Below are 20041 nucleotides of genomic sequence, written 5' to 3' on the forward strand. Positions count from 1 at the left end.
CCGAGGGTTCCCGCCGGTCTCTAGCCATGAACAATACTTAGGCGATGAGCCGCCCGTGAAAAATCATCCGCCTGGTAGCCCACCTTCTCATATAGGGGAAGCACTACCTCGTTGTGCACGTCTACGGTGACAAGAATTCTGCGAACTTTCCGTTGGACGAACTTTTGCCGGAGCGATTCGACCAACAGCTGCCCAATGCCGCGACGCTGATGATCAGAGCCCACAGCAATGCGGTAATAATAACCGTTATTGTTATCGATCGTCCCAATGACGATGCCCACCACGTTTCCTTCATCCACAGCAACCATCACCAGCTCACTGTCCCACGACAGCTGATTGGCGAATGCGGCCATGGTCTCTTCATAACAATCCTCGGACAGCACTGACCGGAAAAGCTCGGTTACCGATACATAGTCGGACAACTGAAACCCGCGAACTAGAAAAGAACTCACAAGCATAGTTGGAATCTCCTCGCAGCGTGATTTTAGATATTATTAAAAAATACGACAAAAATCGCTATATTCCTGCTAAATTGTTAAATAAAACACAAATAAACTGCAGATTTTTATTAAATGCTCATGAAAGCGCTATTTTTAAAGCGTTTTCACATTGTTTCCATCCGTTTTCGCCGTATTGCTACCACTATATGCGGGTCGGGCCGTTGTTCATGCTTAACGCACAGGCGCTAGGTAAAACCACCCATTTCTGTGTTGCTTGTCCGCTGCTGCCCGTGGTGCCGATTGGAAGGATTAGATTTTTTTTGCATAAAATCTCTCCGGCGGTGAAACGATATCCCTTGGTGCTTTAAGTAGTTTCCGTACAAAGGAGGTATTTACAATGGTACAGCAGGCCAACAGCGAGATTCGCCGAATTCATGAGCTGAACGATCTCAAGACAACCGATTGGAATTCAGCAGAGCTTCACTACCACCAGCGGGTAATGAGCGATTTGTCTCCCTGGCTAAATGCGCAGGGTACGGCGATGCTCGGTCAAATCATATCGGAAATCGAACATCGAGGAGGAGATCGATCCGAGCATACGAATACTTAATATACATAAGTGTTGATTTTATATCATAAAAGATGGATAATAAGATTTGGAAATTACATATTTCATAGGAGGTTTTCGAACCCATGGCACACCAATTACCAGCTCTGCCTTACGCAAACAACGCTCTTGAGCCGCACATCGACGAAACGACTATGATGATCCACCACGATCGTCACCACAATGCATATGTAACCAATCTGAACGCTGCTTTGGAAGGTCACGCTGACCTGCAATCCAAAAGCATCGAAGCTCTGATCGCTGACCTGAACAGCGTACCTGAAGCCATCCGCACAGCTGTCCGCAACAACGGCGGCGGCCATGCTAACCATTCCCTGTTCTGGGAAACGATCGGCCCGAACGGCGGCGGCGCACCAAGCGGCAAGCTTGCGGATGCCATCAACAGCGAACTCGGCGGCTTTGATAAATTCAAAGAAGATTTCGCCAAAGCGGGTGCAACTCGTTTCGGTTCCGGCTGGGCATTCTTGGCCGTTACTAAAGACGGTAAGCTGAAAGTATACAGCCTGCCTAACCAAGACAGCCCAATCATGGAAGGCGAAACGCCAATCCTTGGTTTGGACGTATGGGAGCATGCTTACTACCTGAAGTATCAAAACAAGCGCCCTGACTACATCGCTGCGTTCTGGAACGTTGTTAACTGGGCTGAGGTTGGCAAGCGTTACGAAGCTGCGCTGTAAGGTACGCTTGGATGCTCAAGAGACCCGTTTCCCTTCCGAGGGACACGGGTCTTTTTTCTCATTTTCGTTGCCCCCTGTTGCGATGGATCAACGTAATCCACGTTGATCCATCGCAACTTATATCCGAACTATTTCCAGCTTCCTATTCTAATGCTATAATCTACCTTAGTTATGGATGCTTCGGATAAAAGAAATGAGAGTGTCGGCATGAATCCTAAATTGCTATCGCTTCTTCAAAATGTGCCCTTGTTTCAAGATCTGTCGGCGGCTGAGCTGGAGTCGATCGCCCCTTTGTTCGTAGAGCGAAAATATAAAAAAGGCACGATTATGTTCTTTGAGGGCGATGCGGGCGACGAGTTTTTTCTCATCCAGTCCGGTGTCGTGAAGGTCTACCGGATCGATAATGCCAAGGAAATTATTTTGGCACTGTTCCGGGACGGTGATTTTTTTGGCGAGATGGCGCTGATTCAAAAGGGGCTGAAGCGGTCCGCCACGGCGGAAACGCTGGAGGCCTGCTCGATGTTCACGCTGGTTCGCTCGGAGTTCTATCACTTTCTGGAGCGCAGTCCGAAGCTGTGTCTGCGGCTCGTCGAAACGACGATGGAGCGGCTGCGCAAAGCCAATGAGCAAATTTACGACCTCACCTTCCTGGATGTTCGGACGCGGACGATCAAGGTCATCTTCCGTTTGTCGGAGGAGCACGGCGTCGTGAAGCCGAATGGCACGTTGATCAACATGAAGCTGACGCATCAGCAGCTCGCCAATCTGGTCGGCACCGTCAGGGAATCGGTTACGAAAGTGCTGCAAGAGCTGCAGGAGGATCAGATTATTTCGATCGACAAGAAATATATCCTTATTCAAGATCCCTCAGCGCTGCATCAGCTGGCATTCTAAACGTGCAAAAGCCTCATCTCCCCTTGCAGTACAGGGCGATGAGGCTTTTCTTATTTCTTGTGAGCGATTATCGCTTGCTGTCCGTAGTACGCATTCAGAATGCGCAGGAACACGTTCGGGAACGCCAGCTGCTCCATATCGTCCGGGCTGATCCAGCGGTACTGCGAGGGCAGCAGCTGAGGCTCGTCCGGGCGCAGGGGCGAAGGCACCAGGCCGCCCGTGTACACCTCCAGCTCCCAGCGGATGTGGCTGAACACGTGCTCGGCCTGCATGAGCCACGCCACCTGGCCAAGGCCGACGCCGGCGTCCTCCGCCAGGTGGCCGGCCAGCGCCTCCTGTGCGGCCGCCGCATCCGGCAGCGTCAGCAGGCCTGGCGCCTCGGTGTGCGGCAGCTCCCACAGGCGGGCGAGCAGCCCTTCCTGCGGGCGCTGGCGGACGAGCACCCGGCCGGCGGCGTCCGTGATGAGCGCGACGTACCGCTGCTCGGGCCGGGGCGGCTTTGCCTTTTTCTTCACCGGCAGCGTGTCCTCCACGCCGGCGGCTCGTCCCGCGCAGTGCGCCAGCACCGGACAGGTGAGGCAGCCGGGCGATTTCGGGGTACACACGAGCGCTCCGAGCTCCATCAGCCCCTGGTTGAAATCGCCTGCCGCCCCCTCCGGGATCAGCTCCTGCGCCAGCTTTTCCATCGTCACGCGGGTGCTGCCCTTCATGATATCCTCTTCGATGAGGAAATACCGTGACAGCACACGCATGACGTTGCCGTCCACGGCCGGCTCGGGCTTATTGTAGGCGATGCTGAGGATCGCCCCGGCCGTGTAAGGCCCGACCCCCTTGAGCGAGAACACCTCGTCCTTCGTATCCGGCACCACGCCACCGTAGCGCTCCTTCACCTCACGCACGGCGCTCTGCAGGTTGCGGGCGCGGGAGTAATAGCCAAGGCCCTCCCAAGCCTTCAGCACCTCCTCCTCCGGCGCATCCGCGAGCGCATCGACGGTGGGGAATTTGTCTACGAATCTATGAAAGTAAGGGATGACGGTGTCGACCCGCGTTTGCTGCAGCATGATCTCCGAAATCCATATATAGTAAGGGTTACGGCTCCGACGCCAAGGCAAATCGCGCTTGTTGCGGCGGTACCAGGCGAGCAGCTCCGTGGAAAAGTACTGCTTTTGCTCTGAATTATTCATGATGTCTCCTTCTTTTGCACCCATTTTCGAGATATAATTTAAACCATCCGCTAGCTTCACCGGAAGACGACGACCTTGAAAGGGGCCTATAACCGATGCTTACTCCCGGCGAACTGGCCTCACGGCTGAACAAGCTGGTCATTTCCATCCTGCTCGTGGGTCACCAAAAATGCGAACCCCACTGGCACCAAAAGGCGCGTACCATTAAATATCATTCCATCTGGCTCATCATTAAGGGGAAGGGCACGTTCACCATCAACGGCACGCACTATCCGGCGGAGCCGGGCAAGCTGTTCTGCTTCACGCCGGGCATGGATGTGGACCGCGTCACCGATCCCGAGCAGCCGCTCGAATACTACTTCCTTCGTTTTCATTATACGGAATGTTACGAGGAGAAGGAACAGTGGATTTACCGGAGCCCGACGGAGTCGCGGTTTCCGCTCGACGGCATGTACACAGTGACCAACACGCCACAGCTGATTTATCTCTTAGAGCAGCTCGACACGCTGTGGAAGCGTAGAGGGCATATGACCGCGATGCGGCGAAAAATCGTGCTGCAGGAGTTTCTATTGACGCTGGTAACGGATTTCCGTGCTCAGAAGGTCGCCGGCGATACGACCGCAGCCATCGAGCTCACACAAGATTACATGGTGGGTCATTATCAGGAGCCGCTTACGCTGGAAGGGCTAGCCCAGATGGCCGGTCTCAGCGTCAGCCATTATTCCCGCCTGTTCAAAAAATACATCGGCTACAGCCCTATCGATTACTTGACCCATCTGCGGGTGGACCGGGCAAAGGAGCTGCTCGTCCTGTCGGACTACCGCTTGAAGTCGATCGCCGGCAGCGTCGGGTACACGGATGAGTTTTATTTCAGCCGTATTTTTAAAAAGGTCACGGGCGTCTCCCCCCGAGAGTATGCCAAAAATCACCGTTTTACCCCTGCCAATTGAGGCGTGGGGTGTTTGACTTGCCACATTGAAAAGGTGTACGCTACCTTTACCTGCATCATGCGGTTGGACTGACGTTAAGGTGGTTACAGTATGGGAACGGATCAAATGAATCGCACGCCCGGCTTAGCAGGCTTGGCGCAGCGGCGAGCGGATGCCCAGCCGTTTGCCGTTTTTCTCTATATATGGGGCTTGGAGTGGCTGATTACCTCGGCCATCGAGTTCTTCGACCCAGGACAAGGGCTGCTCTCTGTGGAGCGAGGCCTGCTGTTTGCCGCTATCTTGCTGACCGCCGCCGTGCTGCTTTGGCGAAGCCGGTCGAGCAAGTCCATGGCGGCGCCGCGTCCTCGAGGTCGGGGCAGCATCGCGGGTCCGGCTGCTTATGTCTTGGCCCTCGCCTTGCTGGTTGCGGACCTGCACTACGCCGGGGGCATCGACGCCTTCTACGCTCCGCTGCTGAAGGGCGTTGTTCTGGCCGCCGCTTATGGCTGGCTCAGCAGGTGGCTGGGACGGCCGCTGGTGTATTTGAGCCTCTGGATGCTGGCGCTTACGGTGACGGTAGCGATCACTTATTTAGGCTTCGCCTCGGTGCTGCTCGGCGGCTTCGGCGGCCTTAGCATGCTTGCGCTCGGCTCCTGGCTCAGCCTGTGGCGAACACTACTTTATGGCAAAGGGGACCTTGCAGCTTCATGATTGTAAACCATTACGCTTTGCGGGGAGGCCTTATGCTGCTGTCAGCCGCCCTCCTTGTTACTTTATCCGCTTGCACACCGAAAAACAGCGCGGAGCCGTTCGGAGGCGGAACCAAGCAAGCCGACACGGCCGCAGCGAACCTGATGGCCGGCGCTTCCGACCAGGTGCAGGCCACCTATAAGCAGCGGTGCTTGTCCTGCCACGGCAACAGCCTGGAAGGCAAGATCGGGCCGAAGACGAACTTGCAAAAAATCGGCGCACGGCTCACCAAAGAGCAGATTATCGCTCAAATCAACAAAGGCGGCGGCGGCATGCCAGGGTTTGCAGGGCAGCTGAAGCCGGAAGAGATCGACGGTCTCGCCGAATGGCTGGCCGGGAAAAAATAAAGGAGGCCCCGTGCAGCTCGTCTGTCGGCGAGTGCACGGGGCTTCTTTTGATTCTTCCTTACCGCAGCGGAAGCTGCTCCACGACGGCATACGCCATCGCCATGGTCTCCGTATGCGTGATGCTGAGGTGAATGTGAATTGCATCAGGAATGCCGCACGGACTCGCTAGCACTCCTGTGCCAGCCCCCGCTCCCGCTGCACCCTCCGTCCAGATGGCCACTACCCGCTCCCATGCCGCCTTCGATAGACGGCATACGGGCTTGCCCTTCCCATCCGGAAGCACCTCCACGTCCTGGAACGTTACTTCCTTGCCGATGCCGCAGCCCAGCGCCTTCACGACCGCTTCCTTGGCCGCAAATCGCCCTGCGGCGAACTCGGCCAGCCGCCCCTTGCGCGAGGCGGCCAGCTCTTGCTCTGCCGGCGTGAGGATGCGCTGAAGAAACCGTTCACCAGCCGACTGCTCCAGTATGGTCTTCACTCTAGCAATATCCAATAAATCGGTGCCTACTCCGATGATCATGCGCTCGACCCTTCCTCTAATCGCCTGATTTCATCCTATCCGATCCGTTCACGAAGTTCAAGGCGGACCCGCTGGATCGGATCCGCCTTGCTCCATTCACGCTACCCTTCTCCCAGCCCCACGGCCGGCATGGCGCTCCAATCACTTCCTACCGCTTGATGGCTGAGCAGGCTGCGGAATAACCCTTTTCGCTCCTCCGCCAGCTGGTTGTATTCGCCGGTTTGGACGATCTTCCCTTGGTCCAGCACAACAATTTGGTCCGCATTCCGAATGGTGGACAAGCGATGGGCGACCACAATGATCGTCATACTCCCCTTCATCCGATAAATGGCTTCCTGAATTTTTTTCTCGTTCTCGGTATCCAGCGAGCTCGTTGCTTCATCCAAGACGAGGACGGACGGCTGCCGAAGTAAAGCTCGTGCCAGCACTAGACGCTGACGTTCCCCGCCGGAAAGCCGAATACCCCGGTCACCAATTACCGTATCCAGCCCTTGAGGGAGCTTCTTCACAAACTCAGCGGCCGAGGAATTCTCCAGTGCTTCCCAAATCTGCGCTTCATCGGCATCAGGCTCGACCATCAGGAGATATTCTCGAATGCTCGAATTAAATAGAAATGGGTCCTGCGGTACGTACATAGCTAATTGATCTGCGCCAATACAGGTTACGGTCTTTTGTTAAAGGAGTTCCGTCTAGCAGCACCATTCCTTGTTCCGGCTGGAGCAGCCCCATGATCAAATCAATCAATGTGCTTTTACCTGCTCCTGAGCGCCCCACGATCGCCGTCAAGCGATTGGCAGGAATCCGAAGGTTAATCCGCTGAAGCGCATAAGCCGCCTCATTCGTGCCGTATTTAAAAAACACATCCCGGAGTTCGATCTGCTGCCGAACCAAGAGTGGTTTTCGGCCGTCGACGGGCCCGCTCTCGATTACCTCAATCTCGCGGTCCTCCAAGCACTCCCGCTTCAAATCCAACAATGCTTTAAGCGATGGCACAGCCGCTGCGATCTGCTCCAAATTTGACTGGATCCCGACAAATCTCGGCCATAGTCTGGAAAAGATTAGAATGATAAGCAGCATCTCACCCGTCCCCGCATGAAACATCCCGAAAAACACCATTAAAAATACGGCAAGTAATGTTGCCGAAGATATTCTATACGTAAACTGTGATGCCGATTTTAACTGAACATACTCCAGATGCTCCTCATTCATTTTTTCGCTCATTTCACGAACCCATTCCATTCGTGAGGCCTCTAGCGTATTACTTTTGATTTCCTTCATCCCGTTCATTTGATCTGATAGTCCTGAAAAATAACAAGGAATGCGCCGCAAAGCATAACTAAAGCAGTCAATTTGGCTGATAGCCAGAACGCTAATCCGATCTGAATGAGAGTACCAGCGAGGCCAGAAACTGCAGCGATACATGGACACCCACGCTTACATGGCCATAGTCGGTTGTCAACGCATGGACCAAATCCGATTTGCGCTTACGAATATATAAATTCCAGCTCGCTCTAAGCAGCTCACTGAACATTTCTATTCTTAGCCATGTGGAAAAACGCTGCTGAATCTTGGTATTATGGACGGCAAACAGCCGCTGCAAATAATTTTGTCCTATTCGAGAAGTAGGGCTCACTATCTAGATTCCCGGAATCGGAGCGCGTTTATGCTCCGTCTTTAAATATTGCTTCTCCAGCTTCGCCTGTGCTTCAGGCGAGATCGTCTTGCCCTCCAGGTAGCTGCTGTTATCCCCGTAAGTGATGCCCAGCTCATTCTCGTCCGTTTGCCCTTCCCACAGTCCAGCGGTCGGCGCTTTGTCCAAGATGCTCTGCGGTACGCCAAGCGTCGAGGCGAGACTCCGAACCTGCCGCTTGTTCAAGCTGCTCAGCGGGGTAATGTCCACCGCACCGTCGCCGTACTTCGTGAAGAAGCCGGTGATCGCCTCAGAAGCATGGTCCGTGCCGACGACCAGCAGATTCAGCTCAAACGCCAGCGCATACTGCATCACCATCCGCGTCCGTGCCATGACATTGCCTTTGCCGCCGCGGCTCAAATGCTTATGTACGCCAATCGACTTGAGCCCGTGCTCGGCCTCCAGTGCGATTTCATTCACAGCCTCCTCGATGTTGGTCTCGATACGGTACTTCAATTGGAACGCTTCCGCCGCTGCGTAGCTGTCCGCAATGTCTACTTGCTCGCCGTACGGCTGGAATACGCCGACTGTTTTATACTCGCGGCCCTTCTCCTCCGTCAGCTCATCCGTGGCCCGCTTGCACAGCCCTGTCGCTACCGCGCTGTCAATACCGCCGCTGATCGCAATCAGGAGGCCGTCTACGCCGGATTTCAGCACATACTCTTTCAAAAAATCCACTCGTTTGCGAATTTCCGTATCCACATCGATCTCCGGCTTTACGCCGAGCTTCGCGATAATTTCCTGCTGCAGGCTCATTCGTCAACACACTCCCACCATGGAATCTTTTTCTATTCCTCAGTATATCATGTCCCCGCGGAACAAAAAACTCCCGCCGGTCGCATACGAAATGCGAAGATCCAGCAGGAGTCCAACCTCAGCAATAGCTGGGGCTTACTTACAGTAGTGCTCGAACGCACCAACCAAATCGCCGGCGATCATCTCAGCTGAGCGATCTTCGATCTGGTGGCGCTGGATGAAATGAACCAGCTGTCCGTCCTTCAGTACCGCGATAGATGGCGAGGATGGCGGGTATGGAGCCAAATATTCGCGAGCCTTCGCTGTAGCTTCTTTATCCTGACCGGCAAACACCGTGAACAGGTGATCCGGCTTCACTTCGTTTTGCAGCGCGCGAGCCACGCCTGGACGGCATTGACCTGCAGCACAGCCGCATACGGAGTTGATAACGAGCAGCACGGTTCCTTTGGAGTTCTCGAGCGCTTCCGTTACTTCCTCCGGTGTGCGCAGCTCCGTAATGCCAATACGGGTCAAATCGTCGCGCATAGGTTGAACCATATCTTTCATGTATGACTCAAATGACATAGACATGTTCACTTTCACTCCTTTTTCAACATAAAGGTTTAGTAATTCTCATATGTCCATTATACATCGACAGGGAGTGAAAGCAAAGCATCAGATGCCATTACTTACTTCAGCTATCCTTCGATTCGGCGGAGTCTTTATTGGCTTCGCCGATCTCCGTATTATAGGAGACGTCTTTATCCGAGTGCATGAAGTGAGAAGGATTCGGAGCAATCCCCTGCTCAAACAAATCCCGGTTCTCCGCCGTTTGGAAGCCCACATCCTTATATGGATGCACCCAATTGTCGCCCGACATGACGGACGGATCCGTCTCCTTGCTCCACTGCTCCAGCGGCGAGTTGGCCGACTGGTACTCATGATCGCCGATCAGCACACCATGCTCGTTGACGAACGGCTCCTGCGGGCCGCGGCCCTGCTTAAACTCCGGACGAAAATTAATTTCGAACGGATCCAGCTTGGCATCATTTTTTTGATTGTAGTTGTTGTTCGTATCGACCTGCTCATAAGCTGAGCTGTCCTGATTCTGATTCGCTTGATTCTGATCGTCTGGCATGCGGATTCCTCCCTTCCTCAAGCGGAATTAGACGGATGGACGGTTGGGACCGTTGAGCTTTTTATCGTACCCGTCGCCAGCCGCGTTGGCCTTCCCTTTGGCCTGGTTTTTTTGAAGCTGCTGCTCTTTGGAATCTGATGAATTTCGGTTATTTGCCATGCTGCCATCATCTCCTAATTTAAAATAGAACAAAGCTGTGCCGAAGCTTAGGATTAGTATGCTTTGGATTGACTTAAATTAACGCAGCGCCTCCGGTTCAAGAAAATGGTAATTGAAGGAGGACTTCGTCAATACATCAAAAGCGAAGCCCTGATTTTTCAAATAGCGAATCACCTCGGGCAAGGCCTCTACCGTCGTTGTTTTTGCATCCATATCATGCATAAGCACGATAATCTGCTGCTTTCCCTGACTCCCGGCTTTGACGGAGGAAATGATATCGGACAACGGCTGTACCGCCGATGCGGCATCGGTAGAGCTGACATTCCAGTCAAAATATTGGTAGCCGGAATTCGACATTTCCCGGGCAATTTTCGCCATAATGTGACGTCCGCCGGATTTCCACCCCATTCGATTGTTCGAGCCTCCGGGAAAGCGAAGAATGGACGGTCTCACCCCTGCCGTTTGCTCCAGCAGCTGATTCAGCTTTTCGACATCCTGCTTGAATGCAGGGACAGAGGCGTAGACGGAGTTGTACCGGTGGGAGAACGTATGATTGCCCAGCGCATGCCCCTCGTCAGCAATGGCTTTATATAGCGCGAGGCTGTCCGGGTCGGTTTTTCCGATCACAAAGAACGTTGCTTTAATGCCGGAAATCTGCAAAATATGTAAAATGCGCCGCGTATTCAGCGATGGGCCATCGTCGAACGTTAAATAAGCCTTTTTACCGGTTGGCGCTGCTGAGGAGGACAAAACAAGCATTGGCCTGCTGTCCTGCGCTCCGAACTCTCGAATCATCGTTCCGGTGGTCAGCACGTGCTCCTCCTGCTCCGCTGCCTCAACTTTTGGCAAAAGACTGCTCTGAGCCGAGCGCTGCTGCTCCTTCTCCCTTAGCTGTATCGCTGAAGTCACCCCCATGGCCACCAAAAAGCAAAGCATGCCCGCGCGCACCACCCAAATCCATTGGCTCTTCATTCGCATGGCCATCCTCCTCCCCTTCATCCGCAAGCTCCAGGCAGGAATAGTATGGCTGTTCCGGTTCACGCCTTTGTTGTAGTCTTACTGGAAGCATTGGTAAAAAAGGGTACAGCGTCGCTGCTTTACGCCATAAAAAAAGCCGCACACCCGCACCGCTGTTGAATAAGCGGTCGAGCACGCGGCCTAAAAAGCTACGGTGTTTATACCAACACTTTGATCCCTTCCAGAACCAACCCAATCAAAAACCCGCACAGAGCTCCGTTGACCCGGATCCATTGCAGGTCTCCCCCGACTTTGTCTTCCATCAGCTGAATCAGAGTTTCATTATCAAAGCGATCCACATTCTCCCGAATGAGCGCCCCGATCTTTGAATGATTCGCCTCGATCCAGCGGCTCAGCTGCTCGTGAATCCAATGCTCCAGCTTCTCCATCGCTTCAGCATCCTGCCTGAGCTTCTGGGCAGCTTTCTCCAGCATCGGAATCACGTAGCGGTCGGTAAACTCCGGCTCTTGAATCCACTGCTTCAAACGTGTGTGCAGCTGCTCGACCCAGCCTGCGGTCAGCTCGGCAAGATTCCAACGGCTTAGCAGATTTTGCTTCCAGCCCTCAATCTCTTGATGCGCGTGCGGATCGCTCGCCAGCGTGGTGAGCCGGCTGCGGATAGCCGCTAGCAGCGCCGTCCGGTTATGGTCTCCACTGCGCTTCAAATCGAAGAGCGCGGAGATAATGAACTGCTGAATCAAGCCCCCCAGCTTCTCTTCGCTGTAAAAGCCCAAGAAGGCATTGACTGCCATCTGCATAAAGCCGTTTGTTTGCATCCGGCCCAGCGCCTGAGCCACCATCGCACCCAGCCGCTCGCGGGTTTCCGCCGTCAGCGTCCACTGCTCCGCCAGCTCCAGCACAAAATCGAACGCCTTCTCGTCGTACTTTTTCTCGTAGACGATGCCGAGCACCACCGACAGCACTTGCTGGGCGTCGATCGCTTCCAGCCGGCGGCGAATTTCCTGCTCCAGCAGCTCCGCCGCGCGGTCCTTCGGAATCGACTCGAGCAGCTTGTCCGCGGCGCTGACCAGGCCCGTCCGGAAGGCCTCGGTGTGCAGCTGCGCCATCGCGCCATCCACAAGCCGCTCCGCGATACGAAGCTGCCCCAGTTTGCCGCGAATGCTCTCCTTGCTCAAGAGATCCTCCTCGATCGTCTTGACCAGCGCGTTCGTCACCTTCTCCCGATTCCGCGGCAGCAGCGCCGTATGGGGAATCGGAATGCCCAGCGGGTGCCGGAACAAAGCGGTGACCGCGAACCAGTCCGCCAAGCCGCCGACCAGCCCAGCCTCAAAGCCGCTCTGCAGGAAGCTCACCCAGGGCGTCCCGACAAACGGTAGCGATGCGGCGAACCCTGCCCCCATCACCCCGAGCGACACGGCCGCGGTGTATCTTGCCTTGGATTGTTCGGCCATAGCTATCTATTCACCTCAACATGGTTCCTTTTCTACGTATCATATCGCAATTCGACAGCAAAAGACAGCCGACCGCCTCTATTAGGAAATGCAAAGAGACCTCATCCGATTCCTTTCCTGAATCCATGAAGTCTGTTGCACCAATCTTTCAACTTAACCTTAGCCGCCATACCAACGGCAGCGCCTTGCCCCAAGCTAAATGTCACGCTTCACATGACCTAGGAGTCTGCCCGACAGCTCCAATGCTGCAATACTAAAACAATGGAAGCCCTACCTCTCTTCCATCCTTGCGGCTCCGAAGACCGCGCCAGTGTGAATCAGTTGTTACTTACAGTCTTGATCATGTTCATGGAAACCTACCGAATTAACGAGTTTTGCGGGAAAAAGTGAAAATGGGTTAATCTTTTTCGAGGGAAATTTCGTTAGGGGCATTACGGGGTTAATGGTTCTCTTTCGAACAACAATTCATATTACACCTTGTCTCCATGAAAGTCAACATAAATTGAATTTTTCATAAGAAAAGCTCTGTATTGCACAAAATCGGGCAAATTCGAAGCAGACAGGTGGATTTACGGAGAAACTTCATCGATTCAGACCCCCCATGCGCCGTGCATTCCCGTAAGTAGCTTCTCCGTCGTTTGAGCGCCATCTCCTCATCCGGTATAATAAAATAAACAAACTTTATATTTGTACAAAATTTGAACATTTTAAGGGAGGTGTACCTATCCGCCTCACGCAGGCTGATAGGGATTGATTGAGTAGTGGTGACCCGTTACCCATTTTGCTTAACGTGGTGTTAATTTTAGTGTTAGTGCTTTTAAACGGTTTTTTTGTGGCTGCGGAATTTGCCATGGTCAAGGTTCGCAACAGCCGGATCGATGCGCTCGCGCAAACCGGAAATTTAACGGCTCGTTTTGCCCAAACGATTACAAATAATTTGAACGCGTACTTATCCGCATGTCAGCTCGGGATTACCCTCGCTTCGCTGGCACTAGGGTGGGTCGGGGAGCCGACCATCGCTGCGGTATTGGAGCCCATGCTCAAAGGCTGGCTTGGCCTAAGCGACGTCATCATTCATACGATTTCGTTCATCATCGCGTTTACTTTAATCACAACGTTTCATATTACACTCGGGGAGCAGTTCCCGAAAACGTACGCCATTCGCCAGTCCGAGAACGTCACTTTGTGGTTCGCGGCGCCAATGATTGTCTTTTACAAGCTGATGTTTCCTTTCATCTGGATGCTGAACGGCATGTCCAACTGGCTGCTGAAGCTGGTGGGCATCGAGCCGACGACCGAGCATGAATCGGCGCATACGGAGGAAGAAATTCGTGTCTTAGTTAAGGAAAGTCACAAAAGCGGCTTTATCGACAATACCGAGCTGACGCTTTTTGATAATATATTTGAGTTTACGGAAACGAACGCCCGTGAGATCATGATTCCCCGTACGGAGATGGGCTGCTTGTACGCCAACCTTCCCTTCGAGGAGAACATGGAGATCGCTTTGAACGAAATGCGGACCCGCTATCCCGTGTGCGACCCGGATAAGGATAACATTATCGGCTTCCTGCACATCAAGGATTTACTTAAGCATCAAGCGGGCCTTACCGATATACGCCACATTACAAGACCGATTACCAAGGTGCCGGATTCCATGCCGATCAGCAACCTGCTGAAGCTGATGCAGAAGAAGAAGGTGCAGATCGCCATTCTGATCGACGAATATGGCGGCACTTCCGGCTTGGTTACGCTGGAGGACATTCTGGAGGAGCTCGTCGGCGAGATTCAAGATGAGTTCGATGAAGAACAGCGGCCCGGTATTGAGAAGAAAGACGACCTGACCCACTCCATCGACGGTCGCCTGCTGATTGATGAAGTAAACGATTATTTCGGATTGGAGATCGAATCCGAGGATTACGATACGATCGGCGGGTGGATCTACTCGCAAATCGAAATTCCACCGAAAAAGGGTCAGCGAGTAAGGTATCTGGACCAGTTTCATTTTATTATCGAGGAAACCGACGATTTGCGGGTGTCGCGCCTGATCGTCAAGAAGATTGAAACCCAAACCCAGCCTGCTTAGGCAGCGAATTAGAGAGGACTTGGCCCGTGCCAGGTCCTTTTTGTTGTTATACGGGCCTAGTTTAAGAAAATTTACGAGTTTGTTTAACTTTCGTTAAACTTTGGTTTATAGGCCGTTAAACGGGGGCTGGTACGATAAAGCCATGAACGAACGACAACCCATCCCCCAAAAGGAGCTTGATGAACATGAACAAAATGACCCGTAACACGATGTATGCTGCAGTGATCGCCGCTTTGCTTGGCACGGGCGTAACCGCGCCCTTGAATCTGCCATCCGCAACCGCTTATGCGGCGGAAGGCTTTACCGACTTAGGACAAGCCGGCGTATACCAAGCGGCGATGGAGGCGCTGGTGAAGCAGCAGGTGCTCTCCGGCTATGGCGACGGCACGCTGAAGCCCGGCCAAGGCATCACCCGGGCGGAGCTGGCCAAGCTCATTACGATGACGCTCAGCCTGCCGACGGGTACAGCAGCGGCTAGCCTAAGCGATGTGCAGGCGCAGGACTGGTTTGCGCCCTATGCGGCAGCAGCTGTAAGCGGCGGCTTCTTGCCCGCGGTGAACGGCAGCTTCCAGCCGGCGGCCAGCGTGACGCAGGAGCAGCTGGTGAACGCCGTATCGGCAGCGCGCAAAATCGACCCCGGCTTTTTCAAGGAAGCGTACAAGACGGCCTACACCCCGGCTAAAGCAGCCACACGCGGTGACGCGGCCGTGCTCCTCTATGCCGCTCAATCGTTGAAATCCGATGCCGCCGCCGAAGTCCAAGGCATCAAAGCGCTGAATCCGGTGACACTGGAAATCACCTTCGCTCAGCCGTTGAGCGACAATGAGGTGCTGCTCGACCCGGCGCTGAAAAACTTCGTGTTCGACAACGGACTCTTGCTGGGGAATATCCCGCAGCTGAAGATCGGCAGCCAGTCCACCTACATCGTGCCGACAACGCCGCAAAAGTCTGGAACCAAGTACACGCTGACGTACCAAGGCAAGACCGCCGGCACGTTCGAAGCGAATCCGAACAAGCTCACGCTGAACGCTGCTCGCCAGGTTTCGAACGATACATTGGAGCTCGACTCCATCTTTGCCGACGGCGTTACCGATTACCAGAACATCGTGGCCTTCTACAAAGGGAAGCGGAACGGGCTTGATTTTGCCCTCGACGGCAACCAATCGGCTCAAGGCAAAACCTATCAGATTGTCTCCTCTATGCGGATGAAGCAAGTGACGGTCACGCCGGAGGGCGGCGGTGCGCCGATCATCGCTACGTATGTACCGTTCACCCAGGCTACGGACGGACGTCAAGCGCCGAAGTTCCGCCTGCCGAATGGCGTAACGCTGAAGGCCGGCGTCAAATACACCGTGACGTCGGATTGGGCGACGCTGAAATCGGGTACGTTCACCGCCGCTGAGACGGCGCCGCTGGCCATTCAATCGGCCCGTGCCGTGGATGCCGCAGTCCTCGAGATCACGCTGAAGCAGGATCCGAAGGATGAGCTGTTCGCAAGCCGCAGCGTCGAGCTGATTGCAGCGGATGGCACGAAGCTGACAGCACAGTACCGCTTTACGAGCCGCAAAGGCGCTGTAGGAACCTTTGATCTGATGAACGGCGGCAAGCTCGCTGCCGGCAAAGTGTACACGGTGAAGCCGGTAGGCGGCTGGGCTGCGGCCGAGAATGTGACGCTGACCGCTAACTAAGGCCTAATCGAGAAAGTCCGGAGCTTATACAGGCTTCCCGGGCTTTCTTTTTACGTAGGGGCTTGGTAAGGTATACTATAGAACTGTCATTTATTGGAGGGGACCCTGATGTCGATTCGGCTGCGGCTGCTGCTATCCTATACGTCGATGCTGATCGTGACGATCGTGCTGTTTCTGGTGGCCGGCCTGCTGCTCTCGGTCGCCATGACCGGCGATGTGTCCCGGATCAAGAACGTCTATACGAGTCACTATGCCGTTGAGCCGATCAGCCCGCAGGAGGAAGCCGTCTACCTGGACGTCAAATACTATGTCAAAAATCAGCCCGATCAGCTGCTGAACACGAAGGTGCTGGAGGAGCTCGATCATCGGCTAGTCCCGGCGGAGGCTGGACTATTCATGCGCAAAGGCAGCACTGTGCTTTACACTTCGACGCTGGCGAGCCTGCGCGATCAGGTATCTTCCCTCCCGCCGATCGAGACGTCGAACATCAAGGTTCGCGATACGATCCATGCGGCGGACGGGCGATATTTTACGTATCTCAAGTTCGACTTCACGTTCCCGGACAAAAGCGAGGGCAGCGTCTATATGCTCAAGGAAGTGAGCCCGTACGCCGAGGTGACGCGAAGCCTGCTCCCGATTCTGATCGGTGTGCTGCTGCTGCTGCTCGTGCTGACCAATGGGCTGCTGCATTTTTTGGTGACCCGGAGCATTGTGAGGCCTTTGCTCGCCTTGCGGGAAGCGGCCGGGAAGATTAAAGAAGGCGAGCTGAATTTCGAGGTCAACAGCGAGGCGCGAGACGAAATCGGCATGCTGAGCCAGTCATTCGAGGATATGCGCAAGCGGCTGAAGGACTCGGTGGACGTGCAGCTGCAGTATGAGGAGAACCGCAAGGAGCTGGTATCCAACATCTCGCATGATCTGAAAACCCCGATCACGACGATCATCGGCTACGTGGAAGGCATTCGCGACGGCGTGGCCGGCACCCCGGAGAAGCTGGACAACTATTTGGCGACCATACATCGGAAGGCCAAGGACATGGACCATCTGATCGATGAGCTCTTCTTATTTTCCAAGCTGGACTTGAAAAAATGGCCGTTTACGTTTGCTGTCATCGATTTGGAGCGATATTTGCAGGATTATGCTGAGGAGCTTCATTTTGACATGGAGCAAAAGGAGATTCAGCTGATCTTTACGTGTCCGCAGCAGTCTGGAGATGGTTATCCGGTGATGGCTGACTGGGATAAGCTCAAACGCGTCATTGCGAACATTGTCGGCAATAGCGTAAAGTGTATGGATAAGTCGGAAAAGCGGATCGACATCGCGCTGCTGGCGGTGGGTGAAGACTGCTTGGTGCGCATCAGCGATAACGGATGCGGGATGCCGGACTCGGCGCTGCCGCATATATTTGACCGGTTTTTCCGGGAGGACGCGTCACGGCATTCCCCGGGAACTGGTCTGGGCTTGGCCATCGCCAAGCAAATCATCACTGAGCATAAGGGGCGCATCTGGGCGGAGAGCGAGCTGGGGCGTGGGACGGACATCTATTTCACGCTGCCGAGGTGGAAGGAAAGGAGCGAAGAGCACAATGAAGCACATCCTAATTATCGAGGATGAAACCAGTATTGCCGAGCTGCAGCGGGACTATCTGGAGCTGCACGGCTTTCACGTGGAGATGGTGCACTCCGGAGAAGCCGGGCTGCAGCGGGCGCTGGAGGGCGCGTTCGATCTGCTCATCCTCGACCTGATGCTGCCGGGGCTGAATGGGTTTGAAATTTGCCGTCAGGTACGGGCGGCGAAGGACCTTCCGATTCTTATCGTGTCCGCGAAGAAGGAAGACATCGATAAAATCCGCGGCTTCGGCCAAGGCGCAGACGATTATTTGGTCAAGCCGTTCAGCCCGAGCGAGCTGGTCGCCCGGGTAAAGGCGCATCTGGCCCGATACGAGCGTCTCGTCGGTGGATCTGGAGCTGCAGCGGCGGTGAAATCGGCGGCGACTTCCGCTTCCGCTCCCGCTCCAGCTGCGGAAGAGCTCTGCGTGCGCGGCTTGCGGATCAACACGGCCTCCCGGCGCGTGTACGTGCTGGATCGCGAGATCGCTTTTACCACGAAGGAATTCGATCTGTTGAGCTTCCTCGTGATGAACCCAAACCGGGTGTTCAGCAAGGAGCATTTATTTGAGCGCCTGTGGGGGATGGATTCTGCGGGCGATATTATGACTGTGGCTGTGCACATCCGGAAGCTGCGGGAGAAAATCGAAGCCGACCCGTCCAATCCCCAGTACATCGAGACGGTTTGGGGTGCGGGGTACCGGCTGACGGTATAGAAGCCTCAGCATAGGTGCATAAAGGAAATATAGACAGGCTATCGGCTTAAAGGAAGGAACGAAAGAATCGCATGACCTACGATGTCATTATTATCGGCGGCGGCCCCTCGGGGCTAATGTCAGCCATCGCGGCCAGCAATCTAGAAGCGGCTGCAGGCGCTGGATCCGCTGTAAAGGTGCTGCTGCTCGACAAAGGGGACAAGCTTGGGCGCAAGCTCGGCATCTCCGGCGGCGGGCGCTGCAACGTCACGAACGCGAAGGAGCTCGATGAGCTGATCAAGCATATCCCCGGCAACGGGCGGTTTCTGCACAGCGCGCTCGCTACGTTCAGCAACCGCGACATCATCGCCTTCTTCGAGGGGATGGGCATTCGGCTGAAGGAGGAAGACCGCGGGCGCATGTTCCCGGTGAGCGACAAGGCGAAGACAGTCGTCGACGCGCTCGTGAACCGGGTGCGCAGCCAAGGCGTCGCGATCCGCGTGAACAGCCCCGTCCGCCAGGTGCTGTACGAGGACGGGCGCGTCGCAGGCGTGGAGCTGGCGAGCGGCGAGCGGCTTCGCAGCCGGGCGGTCGTGCTGGCCACAGGCGGCAAATCCGTGCCGCATACAGGCTCGACCGGCGACGGCTACGCCTGGGCGGAAGCGGGCGGGCACACGATCACGGAGCTGTACCCGACGGAGGTGCCGCTCACTTCGCGCGAGGCGTTCATCCTGAGCAAGGAGCTGCAGGGGCTCTCGCTTCGCAGCATTACCTTGAGCGTCTGGAACCCCAAGGGCAAGAAGCTGATCGAGCATGAAGGCGATTTGCTCTTCACGCATTTCGGCTTGTCCGGCCCGGCGGCGCTGCGCTGCAGTCAGTTCGTGGTCAAAGCGCTCAAGCAGTTTGACGAGTCTACGGTGCAGACCACCATTGACCTGCTGCCGGACCGCTCCGTACAGGAGGTATACGAGGACACCCTGCGTCTGTGCCAGCACGAGCCGAAGAAGCAGATTAAGAACGTGCTGAAATCGTATGTCCCGGATCGGCTGCTGCCGATTCTGTTCAAAAAAGCGGGTCTCAGCGAGGAACTGACCTACGATAACATCCCGAAGCAGCCTTGGCTGGAGCTGGCGAGGATCATCAAAGCGTTCCCGGTTCGTGTGAGCGGCACGCTGTCACTGGAGGAAGCGTTCGTCACGGGCGGAGGCGTCAACCTTAAAGAGGTCGATCCGAAGACGATGCAGTCCAAGCTGGTGGAGGGCCTGTTCTTCTGCGGAGAAATTCTCGACATTCACGGCTATACAGGCGGCTACAACATTACTGCAGCGTTCACGACAGGGTACACCGCAGGCAAAAGCGCAGCGGAGTGTGCCTCGGCCTCTGCCGCTGAGTATCTTCAGGGTGGTTAAGCTTTCGAAATCAGCGAATTCCCCGATAGGAAGCACGGC

At 54.9% G+C, this 20041-nt stretch carries 23 protein-coding genes; 11 read left to right on the top strand and 12 right to left on the bottom strand.

The annotated features are described in order from the left end of the window. Positions 1-20: 20 nt before the first annotated feature. Positions 21-458 carry a GNAT family N-acetyltransferase gene (locus FPZ49_RS08915; protein ID WP_144845692.1) on the bottom strand — a complete coding sequence of 146 codons (438 nt, stop codon included), beginning with the start codon at positions 456-458 and terminating at the stop codon, positions 21-23. Positions 459-837: 379 nt separating this feature from the next. Here FPZ49_RS08915 and FPZ49_RS08920 point away from each other — a divergent pair, with 379 nt between their 5' ends. The 3 genes from FPZ49_RS08920 (at position 838) to FPZ49_RS08930 (ending at position 2639) form a co-directional block, all read left to right on the top strand. Next, positions 838-1050, top strand: a complete 213-nt coding sequence (locus tag FPZ49_RS08920; protein WP_144845694.1) for a hypothetical protein — start codon at positions 838-840, stop codon at positions 1048-1050. Between the two features lie 83 nt (positions 1051-1133). After that, positions 1134-1745: a superoxide dismutase gene (locus FPZ49_RS08925; RefSeq protein ID WP_144845696.1), complete on the top strand. Its 612-nt coding sequence runs from the start codon at positions 1134-1136 to the stop codon at positions 1743-1745. A 207-nt stretch (positions 1746-1952) separates the two neighbouring features. Next, the gene (locus tag FPZ49_RS08930; RefSeq protein WP_144845698.1) at positions 1953-2639 is read left to right on the top strand and encodes a Crp/Fnr family transcriptional regulator; all 687 of its coding nucleotides are present in this window, start codon (positions 1953-1955) and stop codon (positions 2637-2639) included. A gap of 50 nt (positions 2640-2689) precedes the next feature. Here FPZ49_RS08930 and mutY read toward each other — a convergent pair whose 3' ends face one another. After that, positions 2690-3823, bottom strand: coding sequence for an A/G-specific adenine glycosylase (mutY, locus tag FPZ49_RS08935; protein WP_144845700.1), 1134 nt, complete (start codon positions 3821-3823; stop codon positions 2690-2692). A 95-nt stretch (positions 3824-3918) separates the two neighbouring features. On the opposite strand from mutY, the gene FPZ49_RS08940 reads away from it, so the two are divergent. The 3 genes from FPZ49_RS08940 (at position 3919) to FPZ49_RS08950 (ending at position 5849) form a co-directional block, all read left to right on the top strand. After that, positions 3919-4773 carry an AraC family transcriptional regulator gene (locus tag FPZ49_RS08940; protein ID WP_144845701.1) on the top strand — a complete coding sequence of 285 codons (855 nt, stop codon included), beginning with the start codon at positions 3919-3921 and terminating at the stop codon, positions 4771-4773. 90 nt (positions 4774-4863) lie between these two features. Then, entirely contained in the window at positions 4864-5463 is a 600-nt protein-coding gene (locus FPZ49_RS08945) for a hypothetical protein (RefSeq protein WP_144845702.1), read from the top strand. After that, entirely contained in the window at positions 5460-5849 is a 390-nt protein-coding gene (locus tag FPZ49_RS08950) for a c-type cytochrome (RefSeq protein WP_261381324.1), read from the top strand. Before FPZ49_RS08945 ends, FPZ49_RS08950 begins: the two co-directional genes overlap by 4 nt. 58 nt (positions 5850-5907) lie before the next feature. Here FPZ49_RS08950 and acpS read toward each other — a convergent pair whose 3' ends face one another. From acpS to FPZ49_RS08985, 10 genes are all read right to left on the bottom strand, one after another. Continuing rightward, a complete protein-coding gene (gene acpS, locus FPZ49_RS08955; RefSeq protein WP_144845704.1) occupies positions 5908-6369 on the bottom strand; it encodes a holo-ACP synthase in 462 nt (153 codons plus the stop codon). Between the two features lie 101 nt (positions 6370-6470). Further along, positions 6471-6947 (bottom strand): ATP-binding cassette domain-containing protein, encoded by a 477-nt coding sequence (locus FPZ49_RS36695; RefSeq protein WP_261381325.1) that lies wholly within the window; start codon positions 6945-6947, stop codon positions 6471-6473. Positions 6948-6972: 25 nt separating this feature from the next. After that, positions 6973-7608, bottom strand: coding sequence for an ATP-binding cassette domain-containing protein (locus FPZ49_RS36700; protein ID WP_261381326.1), 636 nt, complete (start codon positions 7606-7608; stop codon positions 6973-6975). A gap of 130 nt (positions 7609-7738) precedes the next feature. After that, a complete protein-coding gene (locus FPZ49_RS35465) occupies positions 7739-8002 on the bottom strand; it encodes an ABC transporter ATP-binding protein (RefSeq protein ID WP_186445696.1) in 264 nt (87 codons plus the stop codon). A gap of 3 nt (positions 8003-8005) precedes the next feature. Continuing rightward, a complete protein-coding gene (nadE, locus tag FPZ49_RS08965; RefSeq protein WP_144845706.1) occupies positions 8006-8815 on the bottom strand; it encodes an ammonia-dependent NAD(+) synthetase in 810 nt (269 codons plus the stop codon). Positions 8816-8950: 135 nt separating this feature from the next. Then, a complete protein-coding gene (locus tag FPZ49_RS08970; RefSeq protein ID WP_144845708.1) occupies positions 8951-9385 on the bottom strand; it encodes a BrxA/BrxB family bacilliredoxin in 435 nt (144 codons plus the stop codon). A 103-nt stretch (positions 9386-9488) separates the two neighbouring features. Continuing rightward, positions 9489-9932 carry a DUF3905 domain-containing protein gene (locus FPZ49_RS08975; protein WP_144845710.1) on the bottom strand — a complete coding sequence of 148 codons (444 nt, stop codon included), beginning with the start codon at positions 9930-9932 and terminating at the stop codon, positions 9489-9491. Between the two features lie 27 nt (positions 9933-9959). Beyond that, a complete protein-coding gene (locus FPZ49_RS36375; protein ID WP_222429889.1) occupies positions 9960-10091 on the bottom strand; it encodes a spore protein in 132 nt (43 codons plus the stop codon). Between the two features lie 78 nt (positions 10092-10169). Continuing rightward, a complete protein-coding gene (locus FPZ49_RS08980; RefSeq protein WP_222429890.1) occupies positions 10170-11069 on the bottom strand; it encodes a polysaccharide deacetylase family protein in 900 nt (299 codons plus the stop codon). A gap of 197 nt (positions 11070-11266) precedes the next feature. Continuing rightward, positions 11267-12520 carry a DUF445 domain-containing protein gene (locus tag FPZ49_RS08985; protein WP_144845714.1) on the bottom strand — a complete coding sequence of 418 codons (1254 nt, stop codon included), beginning with the start codon at positions 12518-12520 and terminating at the stop codon, positions 11267-11269. A gap of 781 nt (positions 12521-13301) precedes the next feature. On the opposite strand from FPZ49_RS08985, the gene FPZ49_RS08990 reads away from it, so the two are divergent. From FPZ49_RS08990 to FPZ49_RS09010, 5 genes are all read left to right on the top strand, one after another. After that, positions 13302-14603 carry a hemolysin family protein gene (locus FPZ49_RS08990; protein ID WP_144845949.1) on the top strand — a complete coding sequence of 434 codons (1302 nt, stop codon included), beginning with the start codon at positions 13302-13304 and terminating at the stop codon, positions 14601-14603. Between the two features lie 185 nt (positions 14604-14788). Then, entirely contained in the window at positions 14789-16291 is a 1503-nt protein-coding gene (locus FPZ49_RS08995; protein ID WP_186445698.1) for an S-layer homology domain-containing protein, read from the top strand. Positions 16292-16399: 108 nt separating this feature from the next. Continuing rightward, a complete protein-coding gene (locus FPZ49_RS09000; RefSeq protein ID WP_144845718.1) occupies positions 16400-17905 on the top strand; it encodes a sensor histidine kinase in 1506 nt (501 codons plus the stop codon). Further along, positions 17877-18614: a response regulator transcription factor gene (locus FPZ49_RS09005; protein WP_144845720.1), complete on the top strand. Its 738-nt coding sequence runs from the start codon at positions 17877-17879 to the stop codon at positions 18612-18614. Before FPZ49_RS09000 ends, FPZ49_RS09005 begins: the two co-directional genes overlap by 29 nt. Before the next feature lie 71 nt (positions 18615-18685). Further along, positions 18686-20002 (top strand): BaiN/RdsA family NAD(P)/FAD-dependent oxidoreductase, encoded by a 1317-nt coding sequence (locus FPZ49_RS09010; protein ID WP_144845722.1) that lies wholly within the window; start codon positions 18686-18688, stop codon positions 20000-20002. Positions 20003-20041: the final 39 nt, after the last annotated feature.

It is taken from the genome of Paenibacillus cremeus, assembly GCF_007786445.1.
In the GTDB taxonomy this organism is placed as follows: Bacteria; Bacillota; Bacilli; order Paenibacillales; family NBRC-103111; genus Paenibacillus_G; species Paenibacillus_G cremeus.

What these genes read in the sequence shown, in the direction of transcription:
- FPZ49_RS08930 (WP_144845698.1), top strand. Translation starts at nt 1,953, where the DNA reads ATGAATCCTAAATTGCTATCGCTTCTTCAAAATGTGCCCTTGTTTCAA.
- mutY (WP_144845700.1), bottom strand. Translation starts at nt 3,823, where the DNA reads ATGAATAATTCAGAGCAAAAGCAGTACTTTTCCACGGAGCTGCTCGCC.
- FPZ49_RS08940 (WP_144845701.1), top strand. Translation starts at nt 3,919, where the DNA reads ATGCTTACTCCCGGCGAACTGGCCTCACGGCTGAACAAGCTGGTCATT.
- acpS (WP_144845704.1), bottom strand. Translation starts at nt 6,369, where the DNA reads ATGATCATCGGAGTAGGCACCGATTTATTGGATATTGCTAGAGTGAAG.
- FPZ49_RS09010 (WP_144845722.1), top strand. Translation starts at nt 18,686, where the DNA reads ATGACCTACGATGTCATTATTATCGGCGGCGGCCCCTCGGGGCTAATG.
- FPZ49_RS09000 (WP_144845718.1), top strand. Translation starts at nt 16,400, where the DNA reads ATGTCGATTCGGCTGCGGCTGCTGCTATCCTATACGTCGATGCTGATC.
- FPZ49_RS08980 (WP_222429890.1), bottom strand. Translation starts at nt 11,069, where the DNA reads ATGCGAATGAAGAGCCAATGGATTTGGGTGGTGCGCGCGGGCATGCTT.
- FPZ49_RS08950 (WP_261381324.1), top strand. Translation starts at nt 5,460, where the DNA reads ATGATTGTAAACCATTACGCTTTGCGGGGAGGCCTTATGCTGCTGTCA.
- FPZ49_RS36695 (WP_261381325.1), bottom strand. Translation starts at nt 6,947, where the DNA reads ATGGTCGAGCCTGATGCCGATGAAGCGCAGATTTGGGAAGCACTGGAG.
- FPZ49_RS08975 (WP_144845710.1), bottom strand. Translation starts at nt 9,932, where the DNA reads ATGCCAGACGATCAGAATCAAGCGAATCAGAATCAGGACAGCTCAGCT.
- FPZ49_RS08920 (WP_144845694.1), top strand. Translation starts at nt 838, where the DNA reads ATGGTACAGCAGGCCAACAGCGAGATTCGCCGAATTCATGAGCTGAAC.
- FPZ49_RS36375 (WP_222429889.1), bottom strand. Translation starts at nt 10,091, where the DNA reads ATGGCAAATAACCGAAATTCATCAGATTCCAAAGAGCAGCAGCTTCAA.
- FPZ49_RS08995 (WP_186445698.1), top strand. Translation starts at nt 14,789, where the DNA reads ATGAACAAAATGACCCGTAACACGATGTATGCTGCAGTGATCGCCGCT.
- FPZ49_RS09005 (WP_144845720.1), top strand. Translation starts at nt 17,877, where the DNA reads ATGAAGCACATCCTAATTATCGAGGATGAAACCAGTATTGCCGAGCTG.
- nadE (WP_144845706.1), bottom strand. Translation starts at nt 8,815, where the DNA reads ATGAGCCTGCAGCAGGAAATTATCGCGAAGCTCGGCGTAAAGCCGGAG.
- FPZ49_RS08925 (WP_144845696.1), top strand. Translation starts at nt 1,134, where the DNA reads ATGGCACACCAATTACCAGCTCTGCCTTACGCAAACAACGCTCTTGAG.
- FPZ49_RS08915 (WP_144845692.1), bottom strand. Translation starts at nt 458, where the DNA reads ATGCTTGTGAGTTCTTTTCTAGTTCGCGGGTTTCAGTTGTCCGACTAT.
- FPZ49_RS36700 (WP_261381326.1), bottom strand. Translation starts at nt 7,608, where the DNA reads ATGGAATGGGTTCGTGAAATGAGCGAAAAAATGAATGAGGAGCATCTG.
- FPZ49_RS08985 (WP_144845714.1), bottom strand. Translation starts at nt 12,520, where the DNA reads ATGGCCGAACAATCCAAGGCAAGATACACCGCGGCCGTGTCGCTCGGG.
- FPZ49_RS08945 (WP_144845702.1), top strand. Translation starts at nt 4,864, where the DNA reads ATGGGAACGGATCAAATGAATCGCACGCCCGGCTTAGCAGGCTTGGCG.
- FPZ49_RS08970 (WP_144845708.1), bottom strand. Translation starts at nt 9,385, where the DNA reads ATGTCTATGTCATTTGAGTCATACATGAAAGATATGGTTCAACCTATG.